20 protein-coding genes are annotated in these 24,649 nt (G+C 60.4%); 3 read left to right on the forward strand and 17 right to left on the reverse strand.

All coding sequences use genetic code 11. The annotated features are described in order from the left end of the window. Positions 1-7 precede the first annotated feature (7 nt). On the reverse strand, positions 8-1,330 hold the full coding sequence (locus tag ASD03_RS32085) for a lipopolysaccharide biosynthesis protein (protein WP_057218178.1): 1,323 nt from the start codon (positions 1,328-1,330) through the stop codon (positions 8-10). A gap of 287 nt (positions 1,331-1,617) precedes the next feature. Between ASD03_RS32085 and ASD03_RS32090 the strand changes: the two genes are divergently transcribed. Both ASD03_RS32090 and ASD03_RS32095 read left to right on the forward strand, forming a co-directional pair. Further along, positions 1,618-2,289, forward strand: coding sequence for a HemK/PrmC family methyltransferase (locus ASD03_RS32090; RefSeq protein ID WP_082555721.1), 672 nt, complete (start codon positions 1,618-1,620; stop codon positions 2,287-2,289). Next, positions 2,286-3,401, forward strand: coding sequence for a hypothetical protein (locus tag ASD03_RS32095; protein WP_057218183.1), 1,116 nt, complete (start codon positions 2,286-2,288; stop codon positions 3,399-3,401). Before ASD03_RS32090 ends, ASD03_RS32095 begins: the two co-directional genes overlap by 4 nt. A gap of 37 nt (positions 3,402-3,438) precedes the next feature. Here the strand turns inward: ASD03_RS32095 and nadE are convergent, their stop codons facing one another. From nadE to ASD03_RS32135, 8 genes are all read right to left on the reverse strand, one after another. Next, positions 3,439-4,446: an NAD(+) synthase gene (gene nadE / locus ASD03_RS32100; RefSeq protein ID WP_057211307.1), complete on the reverse strand. Its 1,008-nt coding sequence runs from the start codon at positions 4,444-4,446 to the stop codon at positions 3,439-3,441. Continuing rightward, positions 4,443-5,990: a class I adenylate-forming enzyme family protein gene (locus ASD03_RS32105; protein ID WP_025428543.1), complete on the reverse strand. Its 1,548-nt coding sequence runs from the start codon at positions 5,988-5,990 to the stop codon at positions 4,443-4,445. Before ASD03_RS32105 ends, nadE begins: the two co-directional genes overlap by 4 nt. Before the next feature lie 25 nt (positions 5,991-6,015). Beyond that, on the reverse strand, positions 6,016-6,282 hold the full coding sequence (locus tag ASD03_RS32110; protein ID WP_025428542.1) for an acyl carrier protein: 267 nt from the start codon (positions 6,280-6,282) through the stop codon (positions 6,016-6,018). A 27-nt stretch (positions 6,283-6,309) separates the two neighbouring features. After that, complete coding sequence (gene asnB / locus ASD03_RS32115; protein ID WP_025428541.1) at positions 6,310-8,247, reverse strand: asparagine synthase (glutamine-hydrolyzing); 1,938 nt, start codon at positions 8,245-8,247, stop codon at positions 6,310-6,312. A gap of 143 nt (positions 8,248-8,390) precedes the next feature. Beyond that, complete coding sequence (locus ASD03_RS32120; protein WP_057218185.1) at positions 8,391-8,594, reverse strand: hypothetical protein; 204 nt, start codon at positions 8,592-8,594, stop codon at positions 8,391-8,393. Between the two features lie 209 nt (positions 8,595-8,803). Further along, a complete protein-coding gene (locus ASD03_RS32125) occupies positions 8,804-9,574 on the reverse strand; it encodes an FkbM family methyltransferase (RefSeq protein WP_057211309.1) in 771 nt (256 codons plus the stop codon). Between the two features lie 99 nt (positions 9,575-9,673). Further along, positions 9,674-10,138 carry a Crp/Fnr family transcriptional regulator gene (locus ASD03_RS32130; RefSeq protein ID WP_025428538.1) on the reverse strand — a complete coding sequence of 155 codons (465 nt, stop codon included), beginning with the start codon at positions 10,136-10,138 and terminating at the stop codon, positions 9,674-9,676. A gap of 91 nt (positions 10,139-10,229) precedes the next feature. Beyond that, positions 10,230-12,932: an ABC transporter transmembrane domain-containing protein gene (locus ASD03_RS32135; RefSeq protein WP_057218187.1), complete on the reverse strand. Its 2,703-nt coding sequence runs from the start codon at positions 12,930-12,932 to the stop codon at positions 10,230-10,232. 317 nt (positions 12,933-13,249) lie between these two features. On the opposite strand from ASD03_RS32135, the gene ASD03_RS32140 reads away from it, so the two are divergent. Then, positions 13,250-13,924 carry a hypothetical protein gene (locus tag ASD03_RS32140; RefSeq protein WP_025428536.1) on the forward strand — a complete coding sequence of 225 codons (675 nt, stop codon included), beginning with the start codon at positions 13,250-13,252 and terminating at the stop codon, positions 13,922-13,924. Here the strand turns inward: ASD03_RS32140 and ASD03_RS32145 are convergent. The 8 genes from ASD03_RS32145 to ASD03_RS32180 form a co-directional block, all read right to left on the reverse strand. After that, positions 13,902-15,065, reverse strand: a complete 1,164-nt coding sequence (locus ASD03_RS32145; protein WP_128090385.1) for a glycosyltransferase — start codon at positions 15,063-15,065, stop codon at positions 13,902-13,904. The two genes, ASD03_RS32140 and ASD03_RS32145, sit on opposite strands and share 23 nt — an antisense overlap. Further along, the gene (locus tag ASD03_RS32150) at positions 15,065-16,309 is read right to left on the reverse strand and encodes a glycosyltransferase family 4 protein (protein ID WP_025428534.1); all 1,245 of its coding nucleotides are present in this window, start codon (positions 16,307-16,309) and stop codon (positions 15,065-15,067) included. The genes ASD03_RS32145 and ASD03_RS32150 overlap by 1 nt, the downstream gene beginning before the upstream one ends. 4 nt (positions 16,310-16,313) lie before the next feature. After that, positions 16,314-17,531 (reverse strand): glycosyltransferase family protein, encoded by a 1,218-nt coding sequence (locus tag ASD03_RS32155; RefSeq protein WP_025428533.1) that lies wholly within the window; start codon positions 17,529-17,531, stop codon positions 16,314-16,316. Between the two features lie 75 nt (positions 17,532-17,606). Further along, positions 17,607-18,782: an ABC transporter permease gene (locus ASD03_RS32160; protein ID WP_057218189.1), complete on the reverse strand. Its 1,176-nt coding sequence runs from the start codon at positions 18,780-18,782 to the stop codon at positions 17,607-17,609. Continuing rightward, entirely contained in the window at positions 18,779-19,777 is a 999-nt protein-coding gene (locus ASD03_RS32165) for an ABC transporter permease (RefSeq protein WP_057218193.1), read from the reverse strand. Before ASD03_RS32165 ends, ASD03_RS32160 begins: the two co-directional genes overlap by 4 nt. A gap of 1 nt (position 19,778) precedes the next feature. Continuing rightward, on the reverse strand, positions 19,779-21,680 hold the full coding sequence (locus ASD03_RS32170; protein WP_057218195.1) for an ABC transporter substrate-binding protein: 1,902 nt from the start codon (positions 21,678-21,680) through the stop codon (positions 19,779-19,781). Beyond that, positions 21,677-23,569: an ABC transporter ATP-binding protein gene (locus ASD03_RS32175; protein ID WP_057218198.1), complete on the reverse strand. Its 1,893-nt coding sequence runs from the start codon at positions 23,567-23,569 to the stop codon at positions 21,677-21,679. Before ASD03_RS32175 ends, ASD03_RS32170 begins: the two co-directional genes overlap by 4 nt. 123 nt (positions 23,570-23,692) lie before the next feature. Beyond that, complete coding sequence (locus ASD03_RS32180; protein ID WP_082555716.1) at positions 23,693-24,643, reverse strand: polysaccharide lyase; 951 nt, start codon at positions 24,641-24,643, stop codon at positions 23,693-23,695. Positions 24,644-24,649 lie beyond the last annotated feature (6 nt).

Consider the following 24,649-nt stretch of genomic DNA (forward strand, 5'->3'; position numbering starts at 1 on the left):
CCTCACCTCAGCCTTCATGCGCCATCCTCGCCGGGACGACGCGCTCAACCGCTCCCTCCCTGTCGCGCCGGACGAAGCGCAGGAAGACACTCCAGGAAACGATGACCATCGCGATCTCGATCACATAGAAGGAGATGAACGTGCCCGCAGGTGGCGCATACCAAGTCGCCCACGCTGTCAACGCAGCGCCAAGGACGCTGCCAAGGCCCATGACAGAGGCACGCGCAGGGTGATGCCCGGATGCTCCGAGCGCTTCCATTGCGACCGACCACATGGCAATCGGCACGACGACCCAGCAGAGAATTCGAACGAAGGACACCAACGAGACATAGTCCTTGCCGAAGAGGTAAGGCAGGACCGGCGCAAGCACGAAGACCGCGATCGCCGCCGCAATACTGATCGAAGTGGCAGCAACGAGCACCTTGCGTACCCGCTCGAAGGCATGGTGCAGGCCGGAGGCCGTTGCCTTGGCCGAACCGGGATAAATCAACCGGTTCAGCGCCTCGACCGAGAGATAGCTGCTCTCCAGCATGCGCCGCGCGACGCTATAGCTCGACATCACTTCTGCGGAGGCAACGAGGCTCAGGACGAGCAGGTCGGCATTCTGGCGCACCGCGCGCAGAATGAAGGGGATGCTGAAGTAGAGCCCCTGCGGCAGCTCTTCGCGCACGATCCCATAGACGGGCCGGCCAAGGCCTTTTACGGCATACCAGCAACCGATGGCGACGAGCACATGGCATACGAACTGCCAGACCGCCCAGGAGGCAACGGTCGCCACGCCAAAGACGATACAGGCGAGCGCCGCGGCGATGGTGCGGGCGATGGCGAAGCCGACGACAACCTTGTTGGCAGGTGCGAAATTCGAGTGAGCGAGAAAGATTTGCTCCGTCAGCACGATGACGCGAACGAAGATGATGTTGGTGACCAGCATCAGCGTAATCACGGCAATGTTGGTAGCCGGGTCAGCTGACAGCGTGAAGAAGAACGGCAGCGCAATCGCGCCAAGCAAAACCAGAACGATGCCGCTGATGGCGGTCAAGATGACGTTGTGACCGAGCATGCGAGAGTACATGCTCCGGTCGCGTGCGACGCGGCGCACGAGGCACTCCATCGCCCCCAACCCGCAGAGATGCACGGCAATATTGGCAACCGCCGTGATCGCCACGAAGACACTGAACTCATGAACGCCGAGCCAACGTGCGAGGATCGCGAACGTCAGAAGCTGGGCAGCGGATCCAATGATGAGGCTGCCGCCCGAGGCGGCATAGGACATGATCATCGACAGGAACGGTTTGTGCGCGCCCGGTTCTCTGAGACCTTCCGATGCCATCCCGATCTGCCCTTGACAACAATCCGACGAAATGTGCGTCCGATGCCGGATGGGCGTTGCCGCAACAGCCGAGCACACGCTTCCGATCATCGCAAAGAATAGCACTTAGAAATGATTGCGCGGTTAACACTCCCGCTTCAATTGCATTTTAGCTTCCGTTTACCTGATTGCAGTAGTGTGGATCGTGCAGCCATCGATCGACGCATGAAGGAGAGGCCGTGCCGCAAAACAACAATCCCCTTCAGGATGATCAGGCAAGCGGCGTGGCGCCGCGTCTGCACCGTTTCATGGACGTCGAACTCGAACTGGCACCCGATGTCTTGGTGCCACGAGAAGAAACGGAGCTGCTCGGACGCACGGCTTCAAGGATCCTGCATGACCGGCCATCCGGCGCAACCGTCATCGACATGTGCTGCGGCTCCGGAAACCTGGCGCTCGGGCTTGCGGCCGATGTCGTTTCCGCCCGCGTCTGGGGTGCGGACTTGACCGATAGCACCGTTGCGCTGGCCCGCAGAAACGTCACTCGCCTGAACGTCGCCGATCGCGTCACCATACGACAGGGCGATCTGTTTGCTGCGCTGGCCGACGACAATCTCGAGGGCTCGGTCGACATGATCGTCTGCAACCCGCCCTATATTTCGACATCCAGGCTCGAAGGCGACAGCGCCCATCTGCTTGAAGCCGAGCCGCGGGAAGCTTTCGATGGCGGCCCATACGGCATCTCGATCCATCAGCGCCTTATCCGCGATGCTGTGGCGTTCCTGAAACCCGGTGGTTGGCTGCTCTTCGAGTTCGGCGCCGGCCAGGATCGGCAGGCATCCGCCCTTCTCGCCCGCACCAAGGCCTACGAGCCCGTCACCTTCGCCACCGATGCGGAAGGCAAGCCACGCGTCGCCATCGTCAGGAAACTTGTTGCTCAAGCATCCGTTGCGGCGGGTGCCGGGGACGAGGAACGATGAGTAACATCCGGCCGCTTGAACCCGCAGACATTCCTGCGATCGCTGGAATGTTCCAGAAGGTTTTCTGCAAGGATCAGACGGAGCCGCCAGCTGCGCTCGTCGACTATATGCGGCAGCTCTACCTGGACGCACCTGGTTGCGATCGCGAGATTCGGCCCCTCGTCCACGTCAACGGCGACGGCCGCATCTCCGGTTTCGTTGGCGTTAACGCGCTGCCGATGACGTTTAACGGGCGGCCGTTGCGAGCCGCCATATGCGGCTCCCTTATGGCCGAGGATCGTGAAAGCGATCCGATGGCGGGTGCACGGTTGCTGAAGGCCTTCCTCGCGGGTCCACAGGATCTGTCGTTCAGCGAGACCGCAAGCGAAGTATCGACTCAGATGTGGACGAAACTGCGCGGTATCGTACTGCCGCAATACAGTCTTGATTGGGTGCGTGTCATCCGGCCATCGGCATTCACGCTCAGCGTCGCCGAGCACCGGATCAAGCTCGCTCGGCTGGTCAATCCGCTCGCGCATGCGTTTGATCGTTTCTATCGCAACAGGATGGGTCGCGGGGAGCGGCGCTGGTCGGCCGTCCCCGAAAGCGGAACGGGACAGGCAAATTTTCGCGTTGGTGAAATCGACAGAAGCGGTTTCGCCGATCTCGTCGGTCCGCTCACTGCCCAATTCCCTTTGCGCCCGGATTGGGCGGAAGGGCAGCTCAACAACATCCTCGCAGACGCGGTGCAAAAACCTGATCAGGGTAGCGCAATCTTCGCATCCGTCACCGCGCGCACCGGAACCGTCGTCGGCGCCTTTGCCTATCACGCTCGCTCCGGCGATATCGGCCGCGTGCTGCAGATCCTCGCCCTTCCCGGACAGGCCGGCCCCGTCATCGATTGTTTGATCGACCACGCAGCCGCGCGCGGTGTCGCGGGTCTGCGTGGTCGGACGCAGCCAGCTCTCCTTGAGGCCATGCTCGGTCGTCGCATCGCCTTTGTGCACATGGCGTCAACCGTGATCCACTCGCGCGACGACGAACTCGTTCAGGCGTTCCGCCATTCGCAAGGATTTATAAACGGGTTGGCCGGCGAACATTGGAGCCGACTTATGGGCGGCCGCTTCGACTGACCGATGCGGCCGGATTGGCCATCGCACCCTATGCCAATCAGTCAGCAATCTCCTCAACGGTCTGGACGAGTCGCGGCCCGAGATGAAGGTAGCGCGTCGCCTTGCGTTTGGCGGCAATATCCGCCCAGACGCGATCGACCTGCGTTGCCGTCAAGCCCGCAGCCTGCGCAACCGCCTCGATCGCCAGTCCGTTGTTGAGGCCATAAAGGCATAGATCCATGCGGTCGTAGGGCAGCGAGAAATAGAACTCTTCCTGCGTCTGCTCCAACGAATAGGTATCCGTCGTCGGCGGGCGGCGGCGGATTTCCTCGGGAATGCCGAGAGAGGCCGCCAACGCGTAGACCTGCGATTTGTAGAGATGCGCTATCGGCTTGACGTCGGCGGCGCCATCGCCGTTCTTCACGAAGAAGCCTTGGTCGTATTCCAGCCGGTTCGGCGTGCCGAGGACGGCGAAATTCAGCCGGTCGGCATGGTAATATTCGATCTGCTTGCGCGTGCGCTGCTTCATGTTGGTGGCGGCAACGATACCGAGATAGACAGGCGGCGGCATGCGCAGCTTGGTCTGTTTGCCCTGTGGATCCTGGACCACCAGCGACGAGATGTTGTAGCCCTCACCTTCGAGCGCGTTGGCGATCACGATCTTCGATGCCCAGCCTTCGCCGTAGGCAGGAACAAGTTGGCGGATGAAGGCGTCGCGACGCTCGTAGCAGCCCATTGCCTGCAAGATCGGCCCGATATCCTCAACCACGGCATCGACGCCAAAGGTTTCGGCGACCAGACGGCCGAGCCTCAGGCTTTCCGGGTCGCTGTCGTTCTCGGGCATGAACAGACAAAAGACGTTCTTCGCACCCACAGCTCGCACAGCCAGGGCGACAGACACGCTGGAATCGATGCCGCCGGAAAGACCTAGCACGAGGCCGCGCTTCTTCATTCCACGCAGCTGCTCACGCAGCCCTGCCACGATGCGGTCGGTTTCAGCCGCATGGTCGATATCAAGCGTTTCGGCCGAAAACGCAGCCGTGTCCTGGGTCGGGCGAATGTTCATTCTGCAGGCTCCATCGTCTCGGCCGCAAGTCGGCGGCTAACCTTACCCGTGTCCGTCTTCGGCAACTCGATGCGAAATTCGACAACCTTCGGGACCATGAAGTCCTCCAGATGGCGCGAGCAATGACGGATGATGTCCTTGTCGCTGAGCGTCTGGTCCGAGCGCACGACAAGTGCCGCGATCGCGTGGCCGAGAACCGGGTCGGGCACACCAAGCACGACGGCTTCCGCAATGCCTGGATGGGAATGCAGGACCGTCTCGACTTCCTTCGGCGCAACTTTCTCGCCGCGGGTCTTGATGATATCGTCCTTGCGCCCGACGAAATAGAGGAAGCCCTCCGCATCGGCCTGAAACAGATCGCCGGTGTAGAGCACCTTCTCCCAAGGGTGCGGTCCCGGCCGAAGCATGCGTTCGGTCGAGGCATCGTTGCGCCAATAGCCCTGCATGACGTGCGGGCCACGGATGACGAGTTCGCCGGGCACGCCCGGCGGAACGCGCTTACCCTCATCGTCGACCACAAAGGCCTCGGTGTTGGGGATGGCGATGCCGACGGAGCCCGGCCGACGATCAAGTTCTTCGGGCGGCAGATAAGTGCAGCGCTTGCATTCCGTCAGCCCGTACATCGAGTAGAGCCGCGCGCCGGGAAAGAGTTCTCTTAGCCGGGCAATATGTGCCGGCGGCAGCGCCGCGGCAGTGTTGGAAAGATAGCGAAGGCTGGGTAGAAAACCCGGCTCCAGATCGCGCATCTGCAAGATCATCGCCGCCATCGTCGGCACGAGCGGAAATCCGGTGACACCCTCCTCGCGAATGCGCTCGAAGATCGCATGCGGAAACGCGAAGGACTTTTCGAGAACCAGCGTCGCTCCGAGCCGGACCGCCATCAGCAGCTGATAGAGGCCGTAGTCGAAGGCGAGCGGCAGGACGTTGAGGATGATGTCGTCGTGCTGGTTGCGCAGATAGGTGGTGATCGATCCGGACGCCGCATCGATATTGCGATGTGTCATCATCACGCCCTTCGGGCGCCCAGTGGAGCCGGAGGTATAGATCAGCATCGCCAGGTCAACATCGATCCCGCCGTGGACAACCGGCTGCGGCTCGCCTTCCAGGCATGTGTCGAATGCGGTGGCACCCGCAGGCACCTGGCCGTTGGGCGCCGCCGTGGAAGCAACGAACAGCATCGCATCGCCGGCAAGCGCACGGGCATCGCCCACGACCGGCATCAGTTTTGCCTGTGTGAGGATGGCGGCTGCCTCGCAATCGCCGATGATGTAGGCCAGCTTGTCTGCCTTGGTCGACGAATTGATCGGACTGAAGGTCGCGCCTGCCTTCAGCACGGCAAAGATCGAAACAGCGGCTTCCCAGCAATTGTCCATGAACACCAGCACGCGGTCATTGCGCTTGACACCGTTCCTGGAAAGCGAGGCCGCCAGTTGGCTCGAAAGCCGATCGAACTCGTCATACCGCAGCCGCTTGCGGTCGGTGATCAATGCTGTTTTCGCCGCATGCGCCGCGGCGTTGTCGATAAGGAATTGCTCGAACCGCATCTGCGTGGACCTCACCCGTTGTCGCTTACGCCGCTACCGTCGCGCCAGATTTGGCTTCGATGAAAGCCGAGATGCGCGCGAGCGAATCCAGGTTCGCCGGTACGATATCGGCGTCCGCCATGGCGATGCCGTAGTGATCCTCGATGAATGCGACCAGCTCCAGCACGCCGGTGGAGTCAATGATATCGTTCTCGATCAGCGATGCCGTGTCGGCAAGGTCGTAGGACGTGTCGCCGAACAAGAAGTTCTCGATGACAAAGGCCCTGACCTTGTCCTTGATCGTCTCCGTCATGTCTTTTCCTTTCCTTTCCTCAGTCGTTCAGGCCGCCTGGGCGGCGTGGATGCTCGTGCCAGTGAATGTCTTCAGCCATAGCTGTGTCGACAGGATTCCGACGAACGCTGCATTGTCGCGGAAGCCGGATACCGGTTGGGATTGGCACTTTTCGTAGAGTTTCGTGACCGCCTTCGGGTTGAAGAGACCACCCGCGGCAATTCTGTCTTGGCTCATTGCCTCGCGGACGTAATCGAGTTCACCGACGCCGGTGAACGAAAGGCTATCGGGTGCTCGATAGGGTTGCTTGGTGCGCTTGCCGATCGCTTCCGGCATCAGGTCCTTGGTTGCCTCGCGCAGGATGTGCTTTTCCACCAGCCCCTTGAGCTTCATCTCCGGCGGCAGACCGGACGCAAACTCGACCAGCCGATGATCGAGGAACGGGAAACGCCCTTCGATGCCATGCGCCATCGCCATGCGGTCGCCCTGGCTCGAAAGGATATAGCCGGGCAAAAGGAACCGACCCTCGAGATACTGAGCCTGATGCAAGGGATGCCAGCGGCCGAAATCCTGAGGCAGACGGCTCGCCAGCTCCTCTGCCGCGTCGTAGCCGGCAAGGCTGGCGCGCAGATCGGGCGAGAAGAAGATCTTCGTCGCCGCCGTGCTCTTGAAGCGGGGGCGATGGGAAAAGAGCGGATCGTCTAGCGCAACGTCTCCCGCCCCGAAGAACGCGGCGAGATATTCAGCCGACTGCTGCTGTAGGCCAGGGAGATAGGGATAAAGCTTGCGGAACAGATGCGGGCGGATGTGCGAGCCAGGCTGACGCCCGCAGAACCGACGCACGCGCGCTTCCTTGAAGATATCATAGCCGGCAAAGACCTCGTCGGCCCCCTCGCCGGTCAGTACGACCTTGAGCCCCTGTTCGCGCACCAGGCCCGAAAGCTGATAGAGCGGCGCCGGCGCCGTCCTGATGATCGGCCTTTCAGCAAAACGTACCACATCCGGGAACACCCTGGCGATATCGCCGGCACGGCAGGCAACGGTGCTGTGCTGCGTGCCGAGGGCCGCGGCCATCTGCATCTGGTAGGCGCTTTCGTCGTGCTCGACGCTGTCGAACGTGACGGAGAACGTGCGCAATCCTTGCGGCGCCATACCCGCCGCCAGCGCCGCGACGATGGAGGAATCAAGACCGCCCGACAGATAGGAGCCGACCGGCACATCGGCCCGCATGCGGATCCGCGTCGCGTCGCTCAACAGCGCCCGCAATTCGTCGGCGGCTTCGTCTTCATTGACGAAGCGTGAAGTGGCCTCGCGATCCGGATAGTCGAGACGCCAATAGGGCCTGATCGTCTGACGCCCCCGCTCGGCGATCATGAAATTTGCGGGTTCCAGCTCGTGGATATCACGAAAGCCTGTCCGCGGCGCGATCGGCGCCCAAAGCGTGAAGATCTGGTCGAGCGCGATCGGGTCGATCTCGGCTACGATGCCGGGCACCTGAAGCAGCGCCTTGATCTCGGATGCGAAGTAGAGTGTGCCGCCTCTGGTCGTATAGAAAAGTGGACGCACGCCCATGCGATCGCGAGCGAGCATCATTCGGTGGCGGCGGGCGTCCCAGATTGCAAAGGCAAAGTCGCCATTGAGGACGGACAGGCAGTCCTCGCCCATCTCATCGTAGAGATGGAGGATAACTTCGGTGTCGCTCGAAGTCCGGAAATGCCGGCCCTTGGCGCGCAGTTCCTCACGTAGTTCGACATAATTGAAGATCTCGCCGTTGAAGGCGATTGTTAGCTCGCCCGTCGCATCTGACATTGGCTGCTGGCCGTCACCAAGCCCGACGATCGAGAGCCTGACATGACCGAGGCCGGCTTCCGGCGCCACGAATGTGCCATGCTCGTCCGGTCCGCGATGCGCGATCGCGGTCACCATCCTCTTGAGAAGGGTTTCTGCTTCCCGGACCGAACCGAAATAGCCGCCAAAACCGCACATGTTCAGAACTTTCACACGGGTCAATCACAACCGAAACATAATCCGCATGAAGAGTTCATGGGTTAACCGCCGGCGTTTTCTGGTTGTATGGTAAATTCTCCAAGAAGACAAAAATACGTCATCAAAACATCACAGAAATACCTTTACCCCTGCGGAATTTTTCTTTTCGTTACAATTTTAAACATTAGATAGAAAATGAGCAGCGGCCAGAAAATACAGATCACAATGCCGGCGACACGATAGACATTCCAGGGCGCGTGCGCCTGCAGACCTTCCAGATAGGTCATCGCCAACAGGAAAAGCGCAGCGATACAATAGGTTGCGCCAACAAAATACATCCAGGACATCTGACCGCTCTCATGGCACAGCAGAAAAACCGAGGAATGAAAATAGAAACTAGCCGCTTATACCAGCAGAAGTAACATTCTTAAACCAAGAATTAACCTTGTTGCAGACGTGGTTAATTCGTGGACTCAGCGCCTTTCAGCTAAGTCCTGCTTCCACAAGGCATGTATTGGCTGCGGCCGTGGCTCAGAACGTCAGCGACTGTTTCTCTTCAGCGCGCATCGTTACGGGTCGCTGACCTTGCAACAAAGAGTAGATCGAACCCGCGGAATTCACGCCGGAAGGTGGATTTCTTGAGGGCAGTCCATATCGCTGATGGATTGTCGAGGCGGAAGCCGCGAAAGCTGCGCACGAGCCCGAGGGTGGCAACGACGGTGCGCAATGCCCTGACGATTGCCGGCCCGCTCAGTGACGCAAACAGGATCTGCGGATGAACGGCGAGCAAAACGCCCGTCGTCCGCGTGCGGTCGATATCCCGGAACTGGGCCAGGGAACGGTATTCGTAGCCTTCGATATCGATCTTGAAGCATAGCTTCTCGGTTCGCGCCAGCGACTGCAGTTCGGCAATCGTGATCGTTTTCGCCTTGATCGCCTGCCCCGTGTCGTCGGCGATCAGCGCCGAGGTCTCCGAGCTACCAAATCCGCCGACCGAGTTCAGCACCAGGACGTCATCCTCGGAAAGTGCAGCATTGATCAGCGCGACCTCCCCTTCGTTCTGCGGTTCCATTTCCTTGAGGATGCCGAAGCAGACGGGGTCGGGTTCGACCGTAATGACGTTGTCGGCTATCTGAGCTGCCCAATAGGGCGTCACGCCGATCCAGCCGCCGATATCGACAAAGGTCGTGTTGCCGTCGACCAGCCGCTCGATGTTTTGAAATGTGCACGGCTCCCACTCGCCGCTTTGAAGCCGCGCAAAGAAGCGCTTCTTCTCAGGCTTGTCAGGGAAATGGACGGTCTTGCAGAAGTAGGTGATCGCACGCATGGCGCTTCTCTAGCCCATATCCCGGTCAAGCGGAATCGTTTTTGCGAAGGTCTTCCATGCGGCCAGGACATGCCAACGACGGGCGCCGCCGGTTCGATTTCACGCTTCCATGCGCTCGTTTCGGCTGCGCGCTTCCGTAAGTTCGGCCGTCGTCTGGCTGAGGCGGTCAGCGAGCACGCGCATGATTTCCACCGCCATTTCGGGGAAGTCGGCCAGCAGCTTCAGGAAGTCGTCCTTGCGGATGCGCAGAGCTTCCAGCGGTGTCGTGGTGCGCACGGTCGCCGTGCGCGGGGTGTTACAGAGAATGGCGATTTCGCCGACGATCGAATTCTGTTCCACTTCCGCAAGCTTCAGCGGCCCGCTTGCAGTCGTCACCAGCACGTCGGCCTTGCCTGAGAGAATGACATAGGCGGCATCGCCAATATCGCCCTGATAGAAAAGGGCCTCCCCGGCGCTGTACATGACCCGGTCAGAGGTGAAGGCAAGGAGTTTCAATTTTGCAGGCGGCAATCCTGAAAACAGGGTTATCCGGCGCAGCATTTCGACTTCATCCTTGAGCAACATCACAATCCGTTTCTCCGAGTATCCAGCCGGGGCGACCTGCCTCCCGCGTTGCCGCGGGACCTTATGCTGGTGCCCTGACATTAATATTACATCAAGATGCCATTTCCTTATAGTCGGGTCCTTCGTTAGCCCCCACTTCCGTTTCGTTGTCGCGAACCAGTCGGCCATTTTCGAATACGGCGACACGATCGAACAGTTCCATCACCGCCGGATTTGCGACCACCCAGACGATTGCCGGATTGCGCCCGCCCTGCCGCAAGAGCCCAAAGACGTTTCGGACCACCTGCTCCTGGACCCGTTGGTCGAGCGCCAGCAGCGGTTGGTTGAAGATGTAGAAGTCGCAGATGCGGATGAGCGCGCGGGCCAGATCAAGCTTCTGGCGCTGGCCTGCGGTCAAGCGTTTGCCGCCGGCGCCGACATTGAATTCGAAGCCGAAGGCCAGCACCTCGTTATAGAGGCCAACGGCTTCGAAAAGATCGCGCACGATCGCCCGGATTTTCTCCGATCCATCGGCGTGCTTGTGACCGATGCGCCCGAAGAGCACGTTGTCGATGATGCTGCCGGACGCGATGTAGCGGTTCGGACGATAGTGCTCGATCATGCCGGCGAGGTCCGTCGGCAGGCCCTCGTCGAACTCGCGCCGGGCAGCTACGATCTTGGCCATCAGTTCGTCGGTCAGGAGACCAAAGCGGTGTCGAGGCTCGATGTAGCCGAAGCACAGCCGAATGATCTTGACTTGGTCATCCTCGGCAACGTCCGCGCGTGGTCGCCCACGGACCTTTTGCAGCAACGCCTCATAAACAGGAATTTCTTCGGCCGTCATGAATGTCAACTGCTGGAAGAACGGGTGATCCGGCGGCAGGTCGCGGAACAGTTCGACGACGTTCTCGGCGATTTCCAGCCCCATTTCGTAGAAGACGTCACGCAAGCCGACGCGCTGAAGCACGGTCTTGAAGAACGGGTGTCCCTCGAGCGCACCGTCCCACATCACCTGATCGGTAATCGTGCCGAAGAGCAAGTTTTCGCCGATGGTCGCTTCGATGTTGTACGAGCCGGGCTCGAAGAACACCACGAGATCGCTGAGCTTTTCCTGTTCAAGGCGCTCCCGAAGCGCGCTGCGCATCTCGACGATACCAGAGGCAAAGGCCGCATTGCGGTTCGGGTCTATGGTGGAGCGCACGGCAAGCGCCAGAACGTCATTGGTCAGGAGGACAGCATCAAGGACAGGCCTGATCTTGATCAGAAGATCGTCTGGCCCGGTCGCCCCGGCTGCCTGGTAATCGACCCAATCGCTGTTGACGTCGAAGGATGGATTGCCTGCAAGCTTGGCTTCGACCAGCTCCCACTTGCGATGGGCCGCCCTTTCGCCTTCATACCGGACCTCGGTCATTGGCGCGTGCTTCAAGCCGTAGAGCAGGTTGTCGCCAAGGCTGCCCTGAAACACATACACGTCTGAGGAGGCATAGGAAATCCGCCGGCCAGTGACCGACTCCGGCATCTCCAGTATATCCTGACCACCGATGACAACACGACCGCCAGCCGGCCAGATCAGTCGAGCGAAGGCCTCTGCCAGAACTTCCCCGCCGGCCTTGAGTGCGACCGCCTCGCCGGGCTGCACCTGCAGCGAGACGTGGTCGAGGAGTGTCACGCCACCATCATCGGTCACCGTCAGGTTGACGGCCGCGAGCGAGCCGTTCAGCGGCGCCGGACTTGCCGCTGCGAGGGCGTGGACCTTGGGATCGAGCAGCGGTTCGATGCTGAACTGCTCGACCACCTGGGCGTACTTCACCTGCACGTCCTGGCGCGCCTGGTCCCAATCGATGAGCTCTTTCAGCGGCCCGGGCAGGTCCTTGTAGGCGCCGATGACGGCGACAAGCTGGCCGATATCGAGGCGGCCCTGAAGCGCGAAATAGCCGCCGATCGAATAGAACATGAACGGCGTCACCTGGGCGAGAAAATTGTTGATGAACTTGACCAGGAATTTCCACTGATAGAGGTCGTAGCGGATCTTGAAGATGCGCGCGAGCCGCGACGCGATGTCGGCGCGCTCGAGATTGGAGGTGTCGTGGCCGCGGATCGTGCCGATGCCGTCAACGATTTCGCTCACCCGGCCAGACAATTCGCGCGCAGTCAGCTGGCGCTCGCGGCCAAGGACGAGCAACCGCTTGCGCATGCGCGGGATGATCACCGCCTGAACGGCGACGATAACAGAGGCGATCAGCCCGAGCCAGAAGCTCTGTAGCAGGATGAAGATCAGCGCCGTCAGCGCCTGACCGCCAAGCAGTGCGGGCGACACGAAGGCATCGCCGGTAAAGCCGCCGAGCGGCTCCACCTCGTCCTTGATCATCGTTGAGATCTCGGCCGGTTTCACCCGTTTGAAATGCGTCGGTGGAAACCTCAGAACGCGATCGACAAGCTCGAAGCGAATCCGCCGCAGGAGACGCTCGCCGAGCCGCCCCTTGAAGGTGTTGATATAGAATTTGAAGAGGCCGTTGACGACAACCAGCAGCAGGAACACGAGGCTCAGCGCCAGCAACATGCCTTCGCGACCGAGTTGGAAGCCGTCAAAAAGATTGATCGTCCCGAGATAGGGCAAGTCAAAGGAGATCGCCAGGAACGCCTGCGTCGCTTCCGGGCTGTCAAAACCGTCGCCCTGAATTGGTCCGTTGACGATCTGCTTGGGCAGATCGAAGGACAGGAAGTAGGGGACCATCGAGAACGCCACGACCAACAGGATCCAGAGCTGGTCCTTGCGCGTATGAGTCCAAATGTAGCGGGAGAGGCGTGGTTCCATGTTTCTGGCAACGAGACCTTATTGAACACTGCGTTGTTTGCGGCGCGGGCAGCCACCGATACCCGGCCACGATATGCTTGCTTGTGGTCCTTTCCGACTGAACTGCCACGGGCGGCCGGTCGCGAAGGCGTTTCGGCAAAAATCTGATCCGGTTTCGAATCCGGTTTATTAGATTATGCAGGAGCGCGAGAAAACCGCAATGGACGCCTGAACGCACCTTCAAGATCGGCGCTCATGCCTCCCTGCGGCGGATCAAGGCGTGGGGAACGAAAAATGCCCATATTGCACTCGATTGTCTGCCAGCTTACAACGAGTGCATGAAACACACCAGCCATCCCCCTACTCCTGCGAGCGACTGGTACGAAAACGCTTTCGACCTGACGCGCGGTATCGCCGCCTATACCGGAAGCCCGCTGATCGATGGCATCGCCAAGGTGATTGCCAGACACCCTGACGCCGATATAGCCAATGCCTTCAATCATAGGCAGGTTGCCTGCAAGCTCTGGGCTCGCGACACGCTGCTGCAAGCGGCGGGCAAGTCTTATAAGCGGATCGTCGTTCTCGGCGGGTGGTACGGCATCCTTTCGGCGATGTTGCTTGAGGATTGTCGCTTCGAAATCGCAATGGCTGAGAGCTACGACATTGACGCCTCCGTCGAGGCTGTCGCCCGCACCCTCAACGCGACCTTTGCCGATCGTTTCCGGGCCATCACGGCCGACATGTACGCGATCGACTACGCAAGCCTCGACGCCGACCTGATCGTCAACACGAGTTGCGAGCACATCGCCGATCTGCGGAGCTGGCTTGCGCTGATCCCATCAGGCACACGTGTTCTCCTGCAGTCGAACGATTACTTCAGCGAACCGACGCACATCAACTGCGTCGAGTCCGTCGATGCTTTCGCCGACCAGGCGAAACTCGCGACGCTCGATTTCGTCGGTGCGTTGCCGACGAAGAAATATACAAGGTTCATGCTGATCGGGACGGTTTGACCGCCACTTGCGAAAGCCGCTCACGCAGGATCGCCGCCGTGTGGGCGGCGCCTTCGAGGTCGAGCGGCGGCATCGTGGGCTTGGCCCGTGCGAGCTGCGTTTCAACGTCGCGCGCCAATCGGGCCGGCGTTACCTCGCTCTCCGGCAGGACACCGGCAAGCCCGAGCTTTTCCAGTCGAACCGCACGCGTTGATTGCTCCGTTTCCCCGCCCGCCGTGAACGGGATCAGCAGCGACGCACAACCGGCGCGAATGATGTCACACACCGTATTGTAGCCGGCCTGCGAGACGGAAAGCCGCGCACCCGAAAGCAGACTGGCAAAATCCTGCCGGAAACGGAACAGCTTCACATTGCCAGGCGCGGCGGCCTCGAATGCGTCATAGTCGACCTGCGGAAGGTTTGGCCCGGTAATCATGCACCATTGCAGCCCCGGCGGCAGGAGCTTCGCAGATTCCAGACCGGCGCCAATCAGCTCCTTGCCGACTGCGCCGCCACCGGCCGAGACCAGCACATCGAAACGCTCCAACGGCGGCGCCGGCGGATCGCCCGCGACCAGACCGGTATAGGCAACCTTGTCGGCGATCTCCTGCGCGTAAGGGAAGGTCTCTTCAAGCCGAGCGAAGGCGGGATCCCCATGCACGAGTACAAGGTCAAAATGCTCCTGTACCAGATCCAGCATCTCCTCGGCACGGCCGGGCTTCGTCCGCTCCTGCAGGATATCGCGAAGGGATGTCGCCACCAGTGGGCGCGGGCTCGATGCCTCGATGAGGTCGAGCAGCGGCATCAGTTCAAACCGCATCTGGCGGCGACCGAACGGAAACGCCTCGAAGATCACGACATCCGGGTCGCAGGTGCGAAAAGCGTCAAGCAACATCTTCCGTCGGCGGTCCTTGAAGTCATCATCGACCGGATTTCCGGTTTCGTCCGCCAGGCCGGAGAACCCCTTGTCGCCGGCAACAACCGGCGGCAGGGCTACGTGTTTGAGGTCGGCGCTTGGAAAGCCGGGAACGGCCGTGCCTCCGGTGACAACCGTGACGTCGAAACCATCGGCGGCAAGTGCGCTGGCAATGCGGCTTGCCCGCGCGAGGTGGCCGATCCCCAGCAGATGCTGGACATAAAAGAAGACCCGCCGCTGCCGCATCACGCCGCTTTCCATTCGTTTGCAAACAGGGTCGTCAGTTGTTCGATGCTGGAGTGGTGGTCAAAGTGCGCCCTCACCCGTTTCTCGGCGGCAGCGCCCAGCCGGCGGCGACCCTCTGGGTCGCGGATCAGCTGTTCCAAGGCGAGAGACAGTGCCTTCGCGTCCTCGGAGAGCACGATACGACCGTTTTCTCCGTCGACCAGGAGTTCCGGCACGCCCGAGATTGCCGTAGACACACAGGCGAGCCGCTGGCTCGACGCTTCGACCAACACGTTCGGCAGTCCGTCACGGTCGCCATCTGCCGTCACCCGGCAGGCGAGCGCAAAGATATCGCTGGTGCGATAGTGGGCGAGCACGTCGGTCTGATCGAGCGCACCCTTCCAGGCAATTCTGTCCGAGATACCGAGCTCGCTACCCAGGACCTTGAGCTTTGCTGTCAATTCGCCGGCGCCGATATGCTCGAAGCGCCAGTGAAGATCCTCAGGCAAGAGGGCTAGAGCTTGAAGGAGAACATCGTAGCCCTTCTTGCCCACCGCCCTGCCGACACTGACGATGCGCACCGGGTCTGCCTCATCGGAACCGTCGCGGCTCGAATGTTCGCCGTCGAAACGCGGGAAACGCTCGAGATCGAGGCCGTGATAGCTCAGATGCACTCTGGCCTTTTGTGAGGTCAGGCTCTGCAGATGCTCGTAGCCGGTCCGGGTGCAGGTCACCGTCCAGCGCGCGCGGCCGAGCTTTTCGGAAAGCTCCCAGTCGGGCGATGTCCAGATATCCTTCGCATGCGCCGAGCACGTCCAGGGCGTACCGGCGATGACGCTGGCATAAGCTGTGACGGAAGCCGGCGTGTGGATGAAGTGGGCATGCAGCCAGCGCGGATCGCCCGGCCATTCCGATGCCAGAACCAGCGCCTGCCCGAAACGGCGGAAGCGATTGCGCGTCAGGTCCCTGCCCAGATCTTTCACAAACAGCCCAAGCGCCTTCCAGAATCCGGGCTTCGGCAGCGAACGCACCAGACCCTTGAGGACACGCAATGGCTCCTCGTGCAGGTACTCCGGCAGATAGTGCACGTCGGCGCGGATCTCGTCATGCACGGGATGGCGCTTGCCGTCGGTCGGGCGCCTCAGCGCGATCAGGACCAGCTCATGCCCCGCTTTCTCAAGTCCGAGCAATTCCTGCGCAATGAAGGTTTCCGAAAGGCGCGGATATCCCTTCAGAATGACGGCAATCTTGCGGTCCGTTGGCAATGCTTCAGCTCGATTTCTTGACAATACTCAGGTGCTCACTCGACTGCTCGTCGAGCCACCCGCCTACGATTTCGGAGATATGCACCAGCCCCTCGAGCCGCAGGCCGTTGGCACAACTTTTCGACGGCGGCGCGCGTTGCGGCAAAGCCTTCAACGCGGCGGCGAAACGCAAGGGATCCACCGCCTCGTCGGGCAGCAGCATGTCGATGAGACCCCACTCGGCGGCACGACGTGCACGGATCAGTTGCTCCTCGCGCGGCTGAATCCGCGGGACGATCAGCGCCGGTTTATCGAAAGACAGGATCTCGCAATAGGTGTTGTAACCGCCCATCGCCACCACGCCCTTGGCGCCGGCAATCAGCTCTTCCATGCGATTATCGAACTCGATGATCTTGATGAAAGGGATCTTGCTTCCTTTTTTGATCAGCTTTTCGCGCTTCTTGACCGGCATATAGGGGCCAAGGACCACAAGCGCCTTATGCGTCAACTCCGGATCCTGCTGGTAGGCGTGAATAAAATCGTGGATCAGGTCGGCACCATCGCCGCCACCGCCGGTGGTGACGAGAATATAGTCGCCTTCCGGCTTGTGACCGGGCAATTCCTCGCGCGGTACGCTCCTCTGCAGGAAGCCGACGAAGTTCATGCGCTCGCGCACGGCGGGCGGCACCTCGAGTTCCGTCAGCGGGTCGTAGAAGTCGGGCGGCCCATAAACCCAGATCGTATCGTAATACTGCTCGATCTTGCGCATGGTGTCGCGGCGTTTCCATTCCGCTTCGAGCAGATGCGGCGCATCCATCACCTCGCGCAGGCCGAGAACGAGCGTCGTGCCATGGGCCTTGAGATAGGTGAGCGTCTCCTCGACCTCGCCTCGCAACCCCATCGGCTCCTTGTCGACGATAAAGATGTCTGGCTTGAAGGTTTCCGCCGTGTGACGGATGATCGACTGGCGCATCTTCAACGTCTCGTCCAACTCGATATGGCGATCGAGAGACGTGTAGTCGCCGTTGTGCAGCTTGATGACGCTCGGAATCTTCACGAAATCGACGCGCGCGCGATAATCGAAGGCGCCGGCAATCGTCGCACCCGATATGATCAGGATATTCAAACCCCGATAATCTTCCACCAGCGAATGCGCAATCGTGCGGCATCGGCGCAGGTGGCCGAGCCCGAAAGTGTCATGGCTGTACATGAGTATCCGGGCATCTTCTAAGCGCCGCGTCATGCCAGAAACCTTTCGCTCAGGAAAAAACGAATCAAAACTCGCGACGCCGGCTTGCGGCCGGCGTCGAAACGAACCTCATTTGTAGGGATCGGCGGCATCGCGCAACCCGTCTCCCAAGAAGTTGAACGCCAAAATCACAAAAATGACCGGGATCGTTGGGAATAGCAGCCAGGGGTAGAAGGCGATGACGCTCACGCTTTTCGCCTCCGTCAGCAGGATGCCCCAGCTGGTGATCGGGGGGCGCAGCCCCAATCCGAGGAAGCTCAGCGCCGTTTCGCCGAGGATCATCCCTGGAATGGAAATGGTCGCAGTGGCGATGAGATGGGACATGAAGCCCGGAACCAGGTGTCGACCGATGATGCGGCCGCTCTTTGCGCCCATCAATTGCGCGGCAAGAACGTAGTCCTCCTCGCGCAGCGCAAGCAGTTTCGAACGCACCGCTCGGGCAAGCCCGGTCCAGTCGAGAAGCCCGAGGATGATCGTGATACCCAGATAAATCAGGATCGGGCTCCAGGTCGCAGGCATGATTGCGGCCAGCGACAGCCAGAGCGGAATGCTCGGGATCGATTGCAGCACTTCGATGATGCGCTGGACGATGAGATCGAAGACACCGCCGTGGTAGCCGGCGAGACCGCCGATGACGATGCCGAGCACGAAGCTCACCGTAATGCCGAGAAGGCCGATCGTCAGTGAAATCCGCGCACCATAGATGATGCGCGACAGGACATCGCGGCCGAGCCGGTCGGTGCCGAGCAGGAAGAGCTGACCGTCCTTTGCCGGGCATGCCAGGTGCACATTGCTTTCGAACAGGCCCCAGAAGCGGTAGCTGTCACCGCGGCAGAAGAAGCGGATCGGCTCGACGTCCTGCAGGTTGTCGGTGTAGTTGCGCTTCAGCGTCTCCATATCGAGTTCCATCGTCCGCCCGTAGACGAACGGGCCAACGAACTTGCCCTCGTGGAACAGGTGCACAGACTGCGGCGGCGCATAGATGAAATCCACATTGCGCGTGTGCAGATTGTAGGGTGCGAGGAACTCGCAGATCGCGATCATCAGGTAGAGCGCGACCAGGAAAATGCCTGATATCAGCGCCAGCTTGTGCCGGCGGAACTTCCACCACATTAGCCGCAGCTGCGAAGCCTGGTTAACCCGCACCTGTTCTTCCGTCATCGCTTCGACGGAATAGGGATCGAATGGTGCTGTCGATACGTAGTGCGGCAGCGGTTCGCCGGGCGCCGGAAGGAATGACGTCACTTGGTGCTCCTGCCTTGCAGCCGTATCCGAGGATCAAGAATGGCGAGCGCGAGATCGGAAATCAGCACGCCGATGACGGTCAGAAATGCGAGGAACATCAGGAACGAGCCGGCCAAGTACATGTCCTGGCTCTGCAACGCCTTGATCAACATCGGGCCGGTCGTTTCGAGAGACAGTACGATCGCAGTGATTTCCGCGCCGGAAATGATCGCCGGCAGGATGGAACCGATATCCGAGATGAAGAAGTTCAGCGCCATCCTGAGCGGATACTTGAGCAGCGTGCGCATTGGCGAAAGCCCCTTTGCGCGGGCGGTCACGACATACTGCTTCTGCAATTCGTCAAGCAGGTTGGCGCGCAGACGCCGGATCATGCCGGCGGTCCCCGCCGCACCAACAATGATGACCGGTATCCAGATATGTTCGAGGATCGATTTCGCCTTCGCCCAACTCATGGGCTCTGCCAGATATTTCTGATCCATGAGATGGCCGATCGAGATGCCGAACCAGATATTGGCAAAGTACATCAGGATCAGCGCCAGCATGAAGTTCGGAATGGCGATGCCAATCAGCCCCACCAGCGACAGCCCATAATCGCCCCAGCTATACTGGTGCGTGGCGGAGTAGATGCCGATCGGGAAGGCGATCAGCCAGGTAAAGATGATGGTGACGAACGAGACGAGGATCGTCAGCCACATCCTGTCGCCGACGACGGCGCTGACCGGCAGTTCGTACTCGAAGGAGTAGCCGAAATCGCCCTGCAGCATGCCGCCGAGCCAATGAACATATCTCAGCAGCGGCGGCTGATCGAAGCCGTATTCCTTCCGGAGAGCCTCGATCTGCTCCATGTTGACGCCTTCGCCCTGCGCCCTGATCTCGGCGACGTAACTCTCGAAGTAGTCGCCGGGCGGCAGCTCAATGATGGTGAAGACGAGCGCTGAAATGATGAGCAAGGTCGGGACCATCGCCGCGATGCGCCAGAGGATGTATCGCAGCATGTCAGCCTTCCTGCTCGATCCAGAACGTATCGGGTTTGTAGACGCCGAAATAGCTCGTCGGATCGAATCCGTAGAGCCCTGCTTCCGGGACATTCTTGATCTTGTTGGCAACGAGAATTGGCTGCAGGGAGGCATTCACGATGCCGATCGAGAAGACCTGGTCGGTGTAGATCGACAGCATCCTCTCCCAGACCTCGGTGCGCTCGGCATCCTCGGCCGAGTGCCGCCAACGCTGCAGAAGCTCGGTTAGCTCAACGACGGCCGGAAGATCGGGCGCCTGCCCCATCTCACCATGCGAGAGATAGTTGAGCCCCCAAACCGGCCATTGCAGCTGATCGTCCGCAGTCGGCGCCAATTGGCCTGGGTTCATGTCCGCAGTCGGCACACCATTGTCGAGTCCGAACCACATGGACATGACGATCTCACCGCCGACGGCACGGCTGCGGAAGGTGTCGCGTTGCGACGTGCGGATGAAGAGCGAAATGCCGATCTTCTGCCAGTAGTCGGTGATCAACTGCAGGACATCGGTCTCCAGGGTGCTTTCGCCTGCGGTCTCAACGACGATCTGAGCGGCACGGCCGTCAGGGAGAATACGAATGCCATCGCTGCCGCGGTTCGTCAGGCCAGCCTCATCCAGCAACGCATTGGCCTGCACCGGGTCGTAGGCGATCCAGGCGGAGGCGAACTCCGGCCGGAACAGCGGGCTGTCCGGCAGGACAGTGTCGGCGCTCTCCTTGGTCAGTCCGTAGAAGACGGCCTTGTTGATTTCAGAACGATCGATCGCCAGCGACAGCGCCCGGCGGACGCGCACATCCTGCAGCAACGACCGCCAGACCGCATCGGAGCAATTGAGATTGGGAAGCAGCGCGACCCGTGAGCCTTGCGTCTTCTTCCAGAGGAGAACCTTCACCGGATAGCGCTTTTCCGCATCTTTCAGGAAGGTGTAGTCGATAAAGTCGATATTTGTCGCCTGCAGGTCGCTCTCGCCGGTGCCGGCCTTCGCCGGGATCAGCGCCGGAGAACTGACGTTGAGCACGAACTTGTCGATGTAGGGGAGCTGCAACCCGTTCTCATCGACCCGATGATAGAAGGCGTTACGCTCGAAGACAAACTGCTCGGCCGGCAAGGATGTTGTGTTGCGCCACGGGTCAAGCGTCGGCAGATCGGGATTTTCCGGGCGGTAGGAACGGGCCATGCGCATATGCAGCTGGTTCCACTTCTTGACCCTTTGCTCCTTCAGAAGCGCCTTGAGTTTGTCCTCATCCTGATATTTATCGTGGAACTGCTTGAGGTACGTCGCCGGCATCACCAGCACCAAGGGCTGTGGTGCGGCGAGCTTTTGCAGAAAATCAGGATTGGGCGTGGACCAGGTGTAGCGCACGGTCCGCTCGTCGAGCACCTCGAACTTTGCCGCCTCGCCGTCGATCACCAGCGCCATCGGCAGGCCCGCCGGGCTCAGTTTCTCGTTGAGCAGAACATCTTCCCAGCAGTAGCGGAAATCGTCCGTCGTAAGCGGGCTTCCGTCCGACCACTTGTGTCCCTCGCGCAGATGGAACGTGAAGATCCGGTCCTCGACTGTCTCGAAGCTTTCCAGCACGTCCGGCTGCAGTTCGAGTTCTTCGTCGTAGCCGACCAGGCGTGAGTAGCCGTAAACGGTCATCAACCGTATGTCTTTCGCGCTGCCGATCAGGCTCTGCACGGTGCCGCCGTGTTTGCCTGGCTGGCGTCCCATGGCCGCAACGTTGATGACGCGCGGGGTCTTCGGCAACCGTTCATTGACGGGCGGCAGCTTTCCCTCGGCGACAAGCGCCTCAAAAAATTTCGGCTCGCTTGCCGCTGCAAGAAGGTACTTGGGAAACGCCACTGTTGCGAGCAGGGCGAGCGCAGTTCGGCGAGTGATCATGGCCGTAACTCCCTTGCATCCACTGACTTGCGCGCGAGAACATAGTGGTCGCCACCAAGGTCAGCAGGAAAAAGCGCACCTTCCTCGCCGTCGTCGCTGAACTGCGGTCCCCAGCGCCGCATGTCCGACCCCTCAATGGCCTTGAGCAGATCGAAATCCAGCGGACGATCGAGATCCGGATAGGGGACGGCAGCGAGCAGCGACTTCGTGTAGGGATGCACCGGTTTGCGCATCAGAACTTCGCGCGGCGCGAGTTCGACGATGCGCCCCGCACACATCACCGCGATCCGATCGGCCATATAGTCGACCACCGCGAGGTTGTGCGAGATGAACAGGCATGTAAGCCCAAGTTCTTTCTGCAGATCCTTGAGCAGGTTGAGGATCTGGGCCTGGACGGAAACGTCGAGCGCCGATACCGGCTCGTCACAGATCAGCAGTTGCGGGACCAGAGCGAGCGCCCGCGCTATACCTATGCGCTGGCGCTGGCCGCCGGAAAAACTATGCGGATAGCGGTTGACGAACCGCTGGTCGAGCCCGACGGCCTGCAGCAGCAAGCGCACCGTCTCGACACGCGACTTCGCCGTTCCGCGCCCGTGGATTTCGAGCGGCTCGCTCAGGATATTCCTGACAGTCATGCGTGGCGAGAGTGACGACACCGGATCCTGAAAAACCATCTGGATCTTCGAGCGCAGCGTCTTCAGCTCATCACCTTCCGCCTTGAGCACGTCGATCGGACCTTCGCCGTCATCGAAGCTGACGCTGCCGCCATCAGGCGTGATGGCCCGCATCAAAATCTTGCTGACCGTCGTCTTGCCGCAGCCGCTCTCGCCGACCAGACCCAGACACTCGCCACGACGGATATCGAAGCTGACATCGTCCACCGCGCGATGGCGAGACGGGTCCTTCTTGCCGAACCACGAGGTCTTGCGCGTTCCATAGGTCTTGGAAAGGTTGCGTACGGACAGGAGAACGTCGGGGCCAACCGCCCTAGTGGAGGCCTTGGCACCCAGCAGTGTCCCAGCCTTGACCGGCACCTCCCGCAATGCCTTCAACCGCTCGCCCGGCTTCATGTCGAAATGCGGGACCGCGGCCATCAGGCCCTTGAGATAGGGATGCTGCGGATTGCGGAAGATCGCATCGACCGGACCTGCTTCGACAATCTGGCCGTGATAGATCACCACGACTTCGTCAGCCATATTGGCAACCACGCCGAGGTCGTGGGTGATCAACAGCATCGCCATGTTGAGCTTGACCTGCAACTCGCGCAGCAACTGCAGGATTTGCGCCTGCACCGTCACATCGAGCGCAGTCGTCGGCTCGTCGGCGATCAACAGCGCCGGTCGGCAGATCAGCGCCATGGCGATCATGGCACGCTGGCGCATGCCGCCGGAGAGCTCGAAAGGATACATATCATAGGCACGCTTCGGGTTCGAAAACCCGACATAACCAAGAAGCTCTTCCGTTCTGGCGCGCCTTTCGGCTTTTTCCGCATCCGTATGAATTTTCAAGACTTCGGAGATCTGGTTGCCGATCGTGTGGAGCGGCGACAGCGACGTCATCGGTTCCTGGAAGATCTTGCTGATGCGGGTACCGCGCAAGGCACGTATTTCTTCACCTTCGCGCTCCAGCGAGAGCAGGTCGATCGGCTTGCCCTTGGCCGCCGGATCGTTGAACAGGACATGTCCACCGACCCGCGCGACATTCGGCAGGATACCCATGACGGCCTGACTGATGGCCGATTTCCCGGAACCGGACTCGCCGACGAGGGCGGTCACCTTTCCTGGCAAAATTCTGAAATTCGCTTCCTTGACGGCTTCAACTTCACCGCCGAGCACCGAGAATGTGATCCGCAGACCTTCAACTCGAAGCAGGTCCGCCCCTGATGTCATCACAACACACTTCCCTCATTGCCCTTGTATCCGCCGCCTCTAAAAAAAGACTATCGCAGCTTCAGGGGGCTGTCTAGCTTAGCCCCTTGCAACCACAGCATAGTTTACGGTCGCGTCGCGATCTCAGGGAAGAGGGCAAGTTTCTTGGGGCAGCACGTCGGCGCAGCGCGGCGATCGACGGAAATCGTCATAATAGAGCGTCCAGTCGGTCGCATCGGCCGCGCGATAGGGGCCGAACTTGAAATACTGATTACGGCCGAGCCCCTTGTCAGCATGCCCGACATGGCCCTTGACCGTGATGATCGGCTTACCATTGGCAAAGAGCTCGATATGGCCGGTGCCGTCGGCGCCCGGCTTCGTATAAATCGCGAAATCGATCCAGCCCGACTTCGGATCGGGCAATGGATTGCCGTGGTTCGTCACCGTAATCGCATCTGTGCAGGCGTTGAACAGATTGCCGTCATCCGCCTTCCACGCGGAATCAGCGGCCACAAGCATGCGCATCTGGTTGACGCCCGGGCGTCCCCATACCGGCACTTCACCCGGCATGCAGGCGGCGGCGACCCCGTCCGGCCCGGTGGAAACCGGCGCGATATAATTGGTCTCGATAGTTGCGAACAACTTGCCGAAGTTCATGCGGAGCGCCAGGAACGGGCTGAAATCGCCTTCAGCACCCGGGTCGATCTCGCGTTTCCATTGCGCCACGAGATAACGATGATCACCTGAGGGGATCGGGTCGGCAAACTTCATGGAGAACCCGTACCAAATACCCTGGTCGTAGGGCACCCGCAGCGCCGTCTTCTCCCAGATTTCCGCTCTCTCACTGCAGCCGTCGAGCGAATCCGGACAGATCGGCACGACGCTCAGCTTGAGTCCGCCATTGCCGTTGCGCTTGACGATGCTCTGAAACTCGGCCGTCCCCGCGCTCTGCTCGAAATTCTCCCGGTAGTAGAGCCCGCCGTCCGGCGAGAAATCCTTTCCCTCGAACCCGTCGAAAAGCTTGGTTTCCCACGGCTGCGCTGCTGCAACGCCAGTGATGAAGAAGCTCGCGACGATGAGGGCTGCTCGGAACATTGAGGT

The sequence above is a fragment of the Ensifer sp. Root127 genome (assembly GCF_001425225.1).
Lineage (GTDB): Bacteria > Pseudomonadota > Alphaproteobacteria > Rhizobiales > Rhizobiaceae > Ensifer > Ensifer canadensis.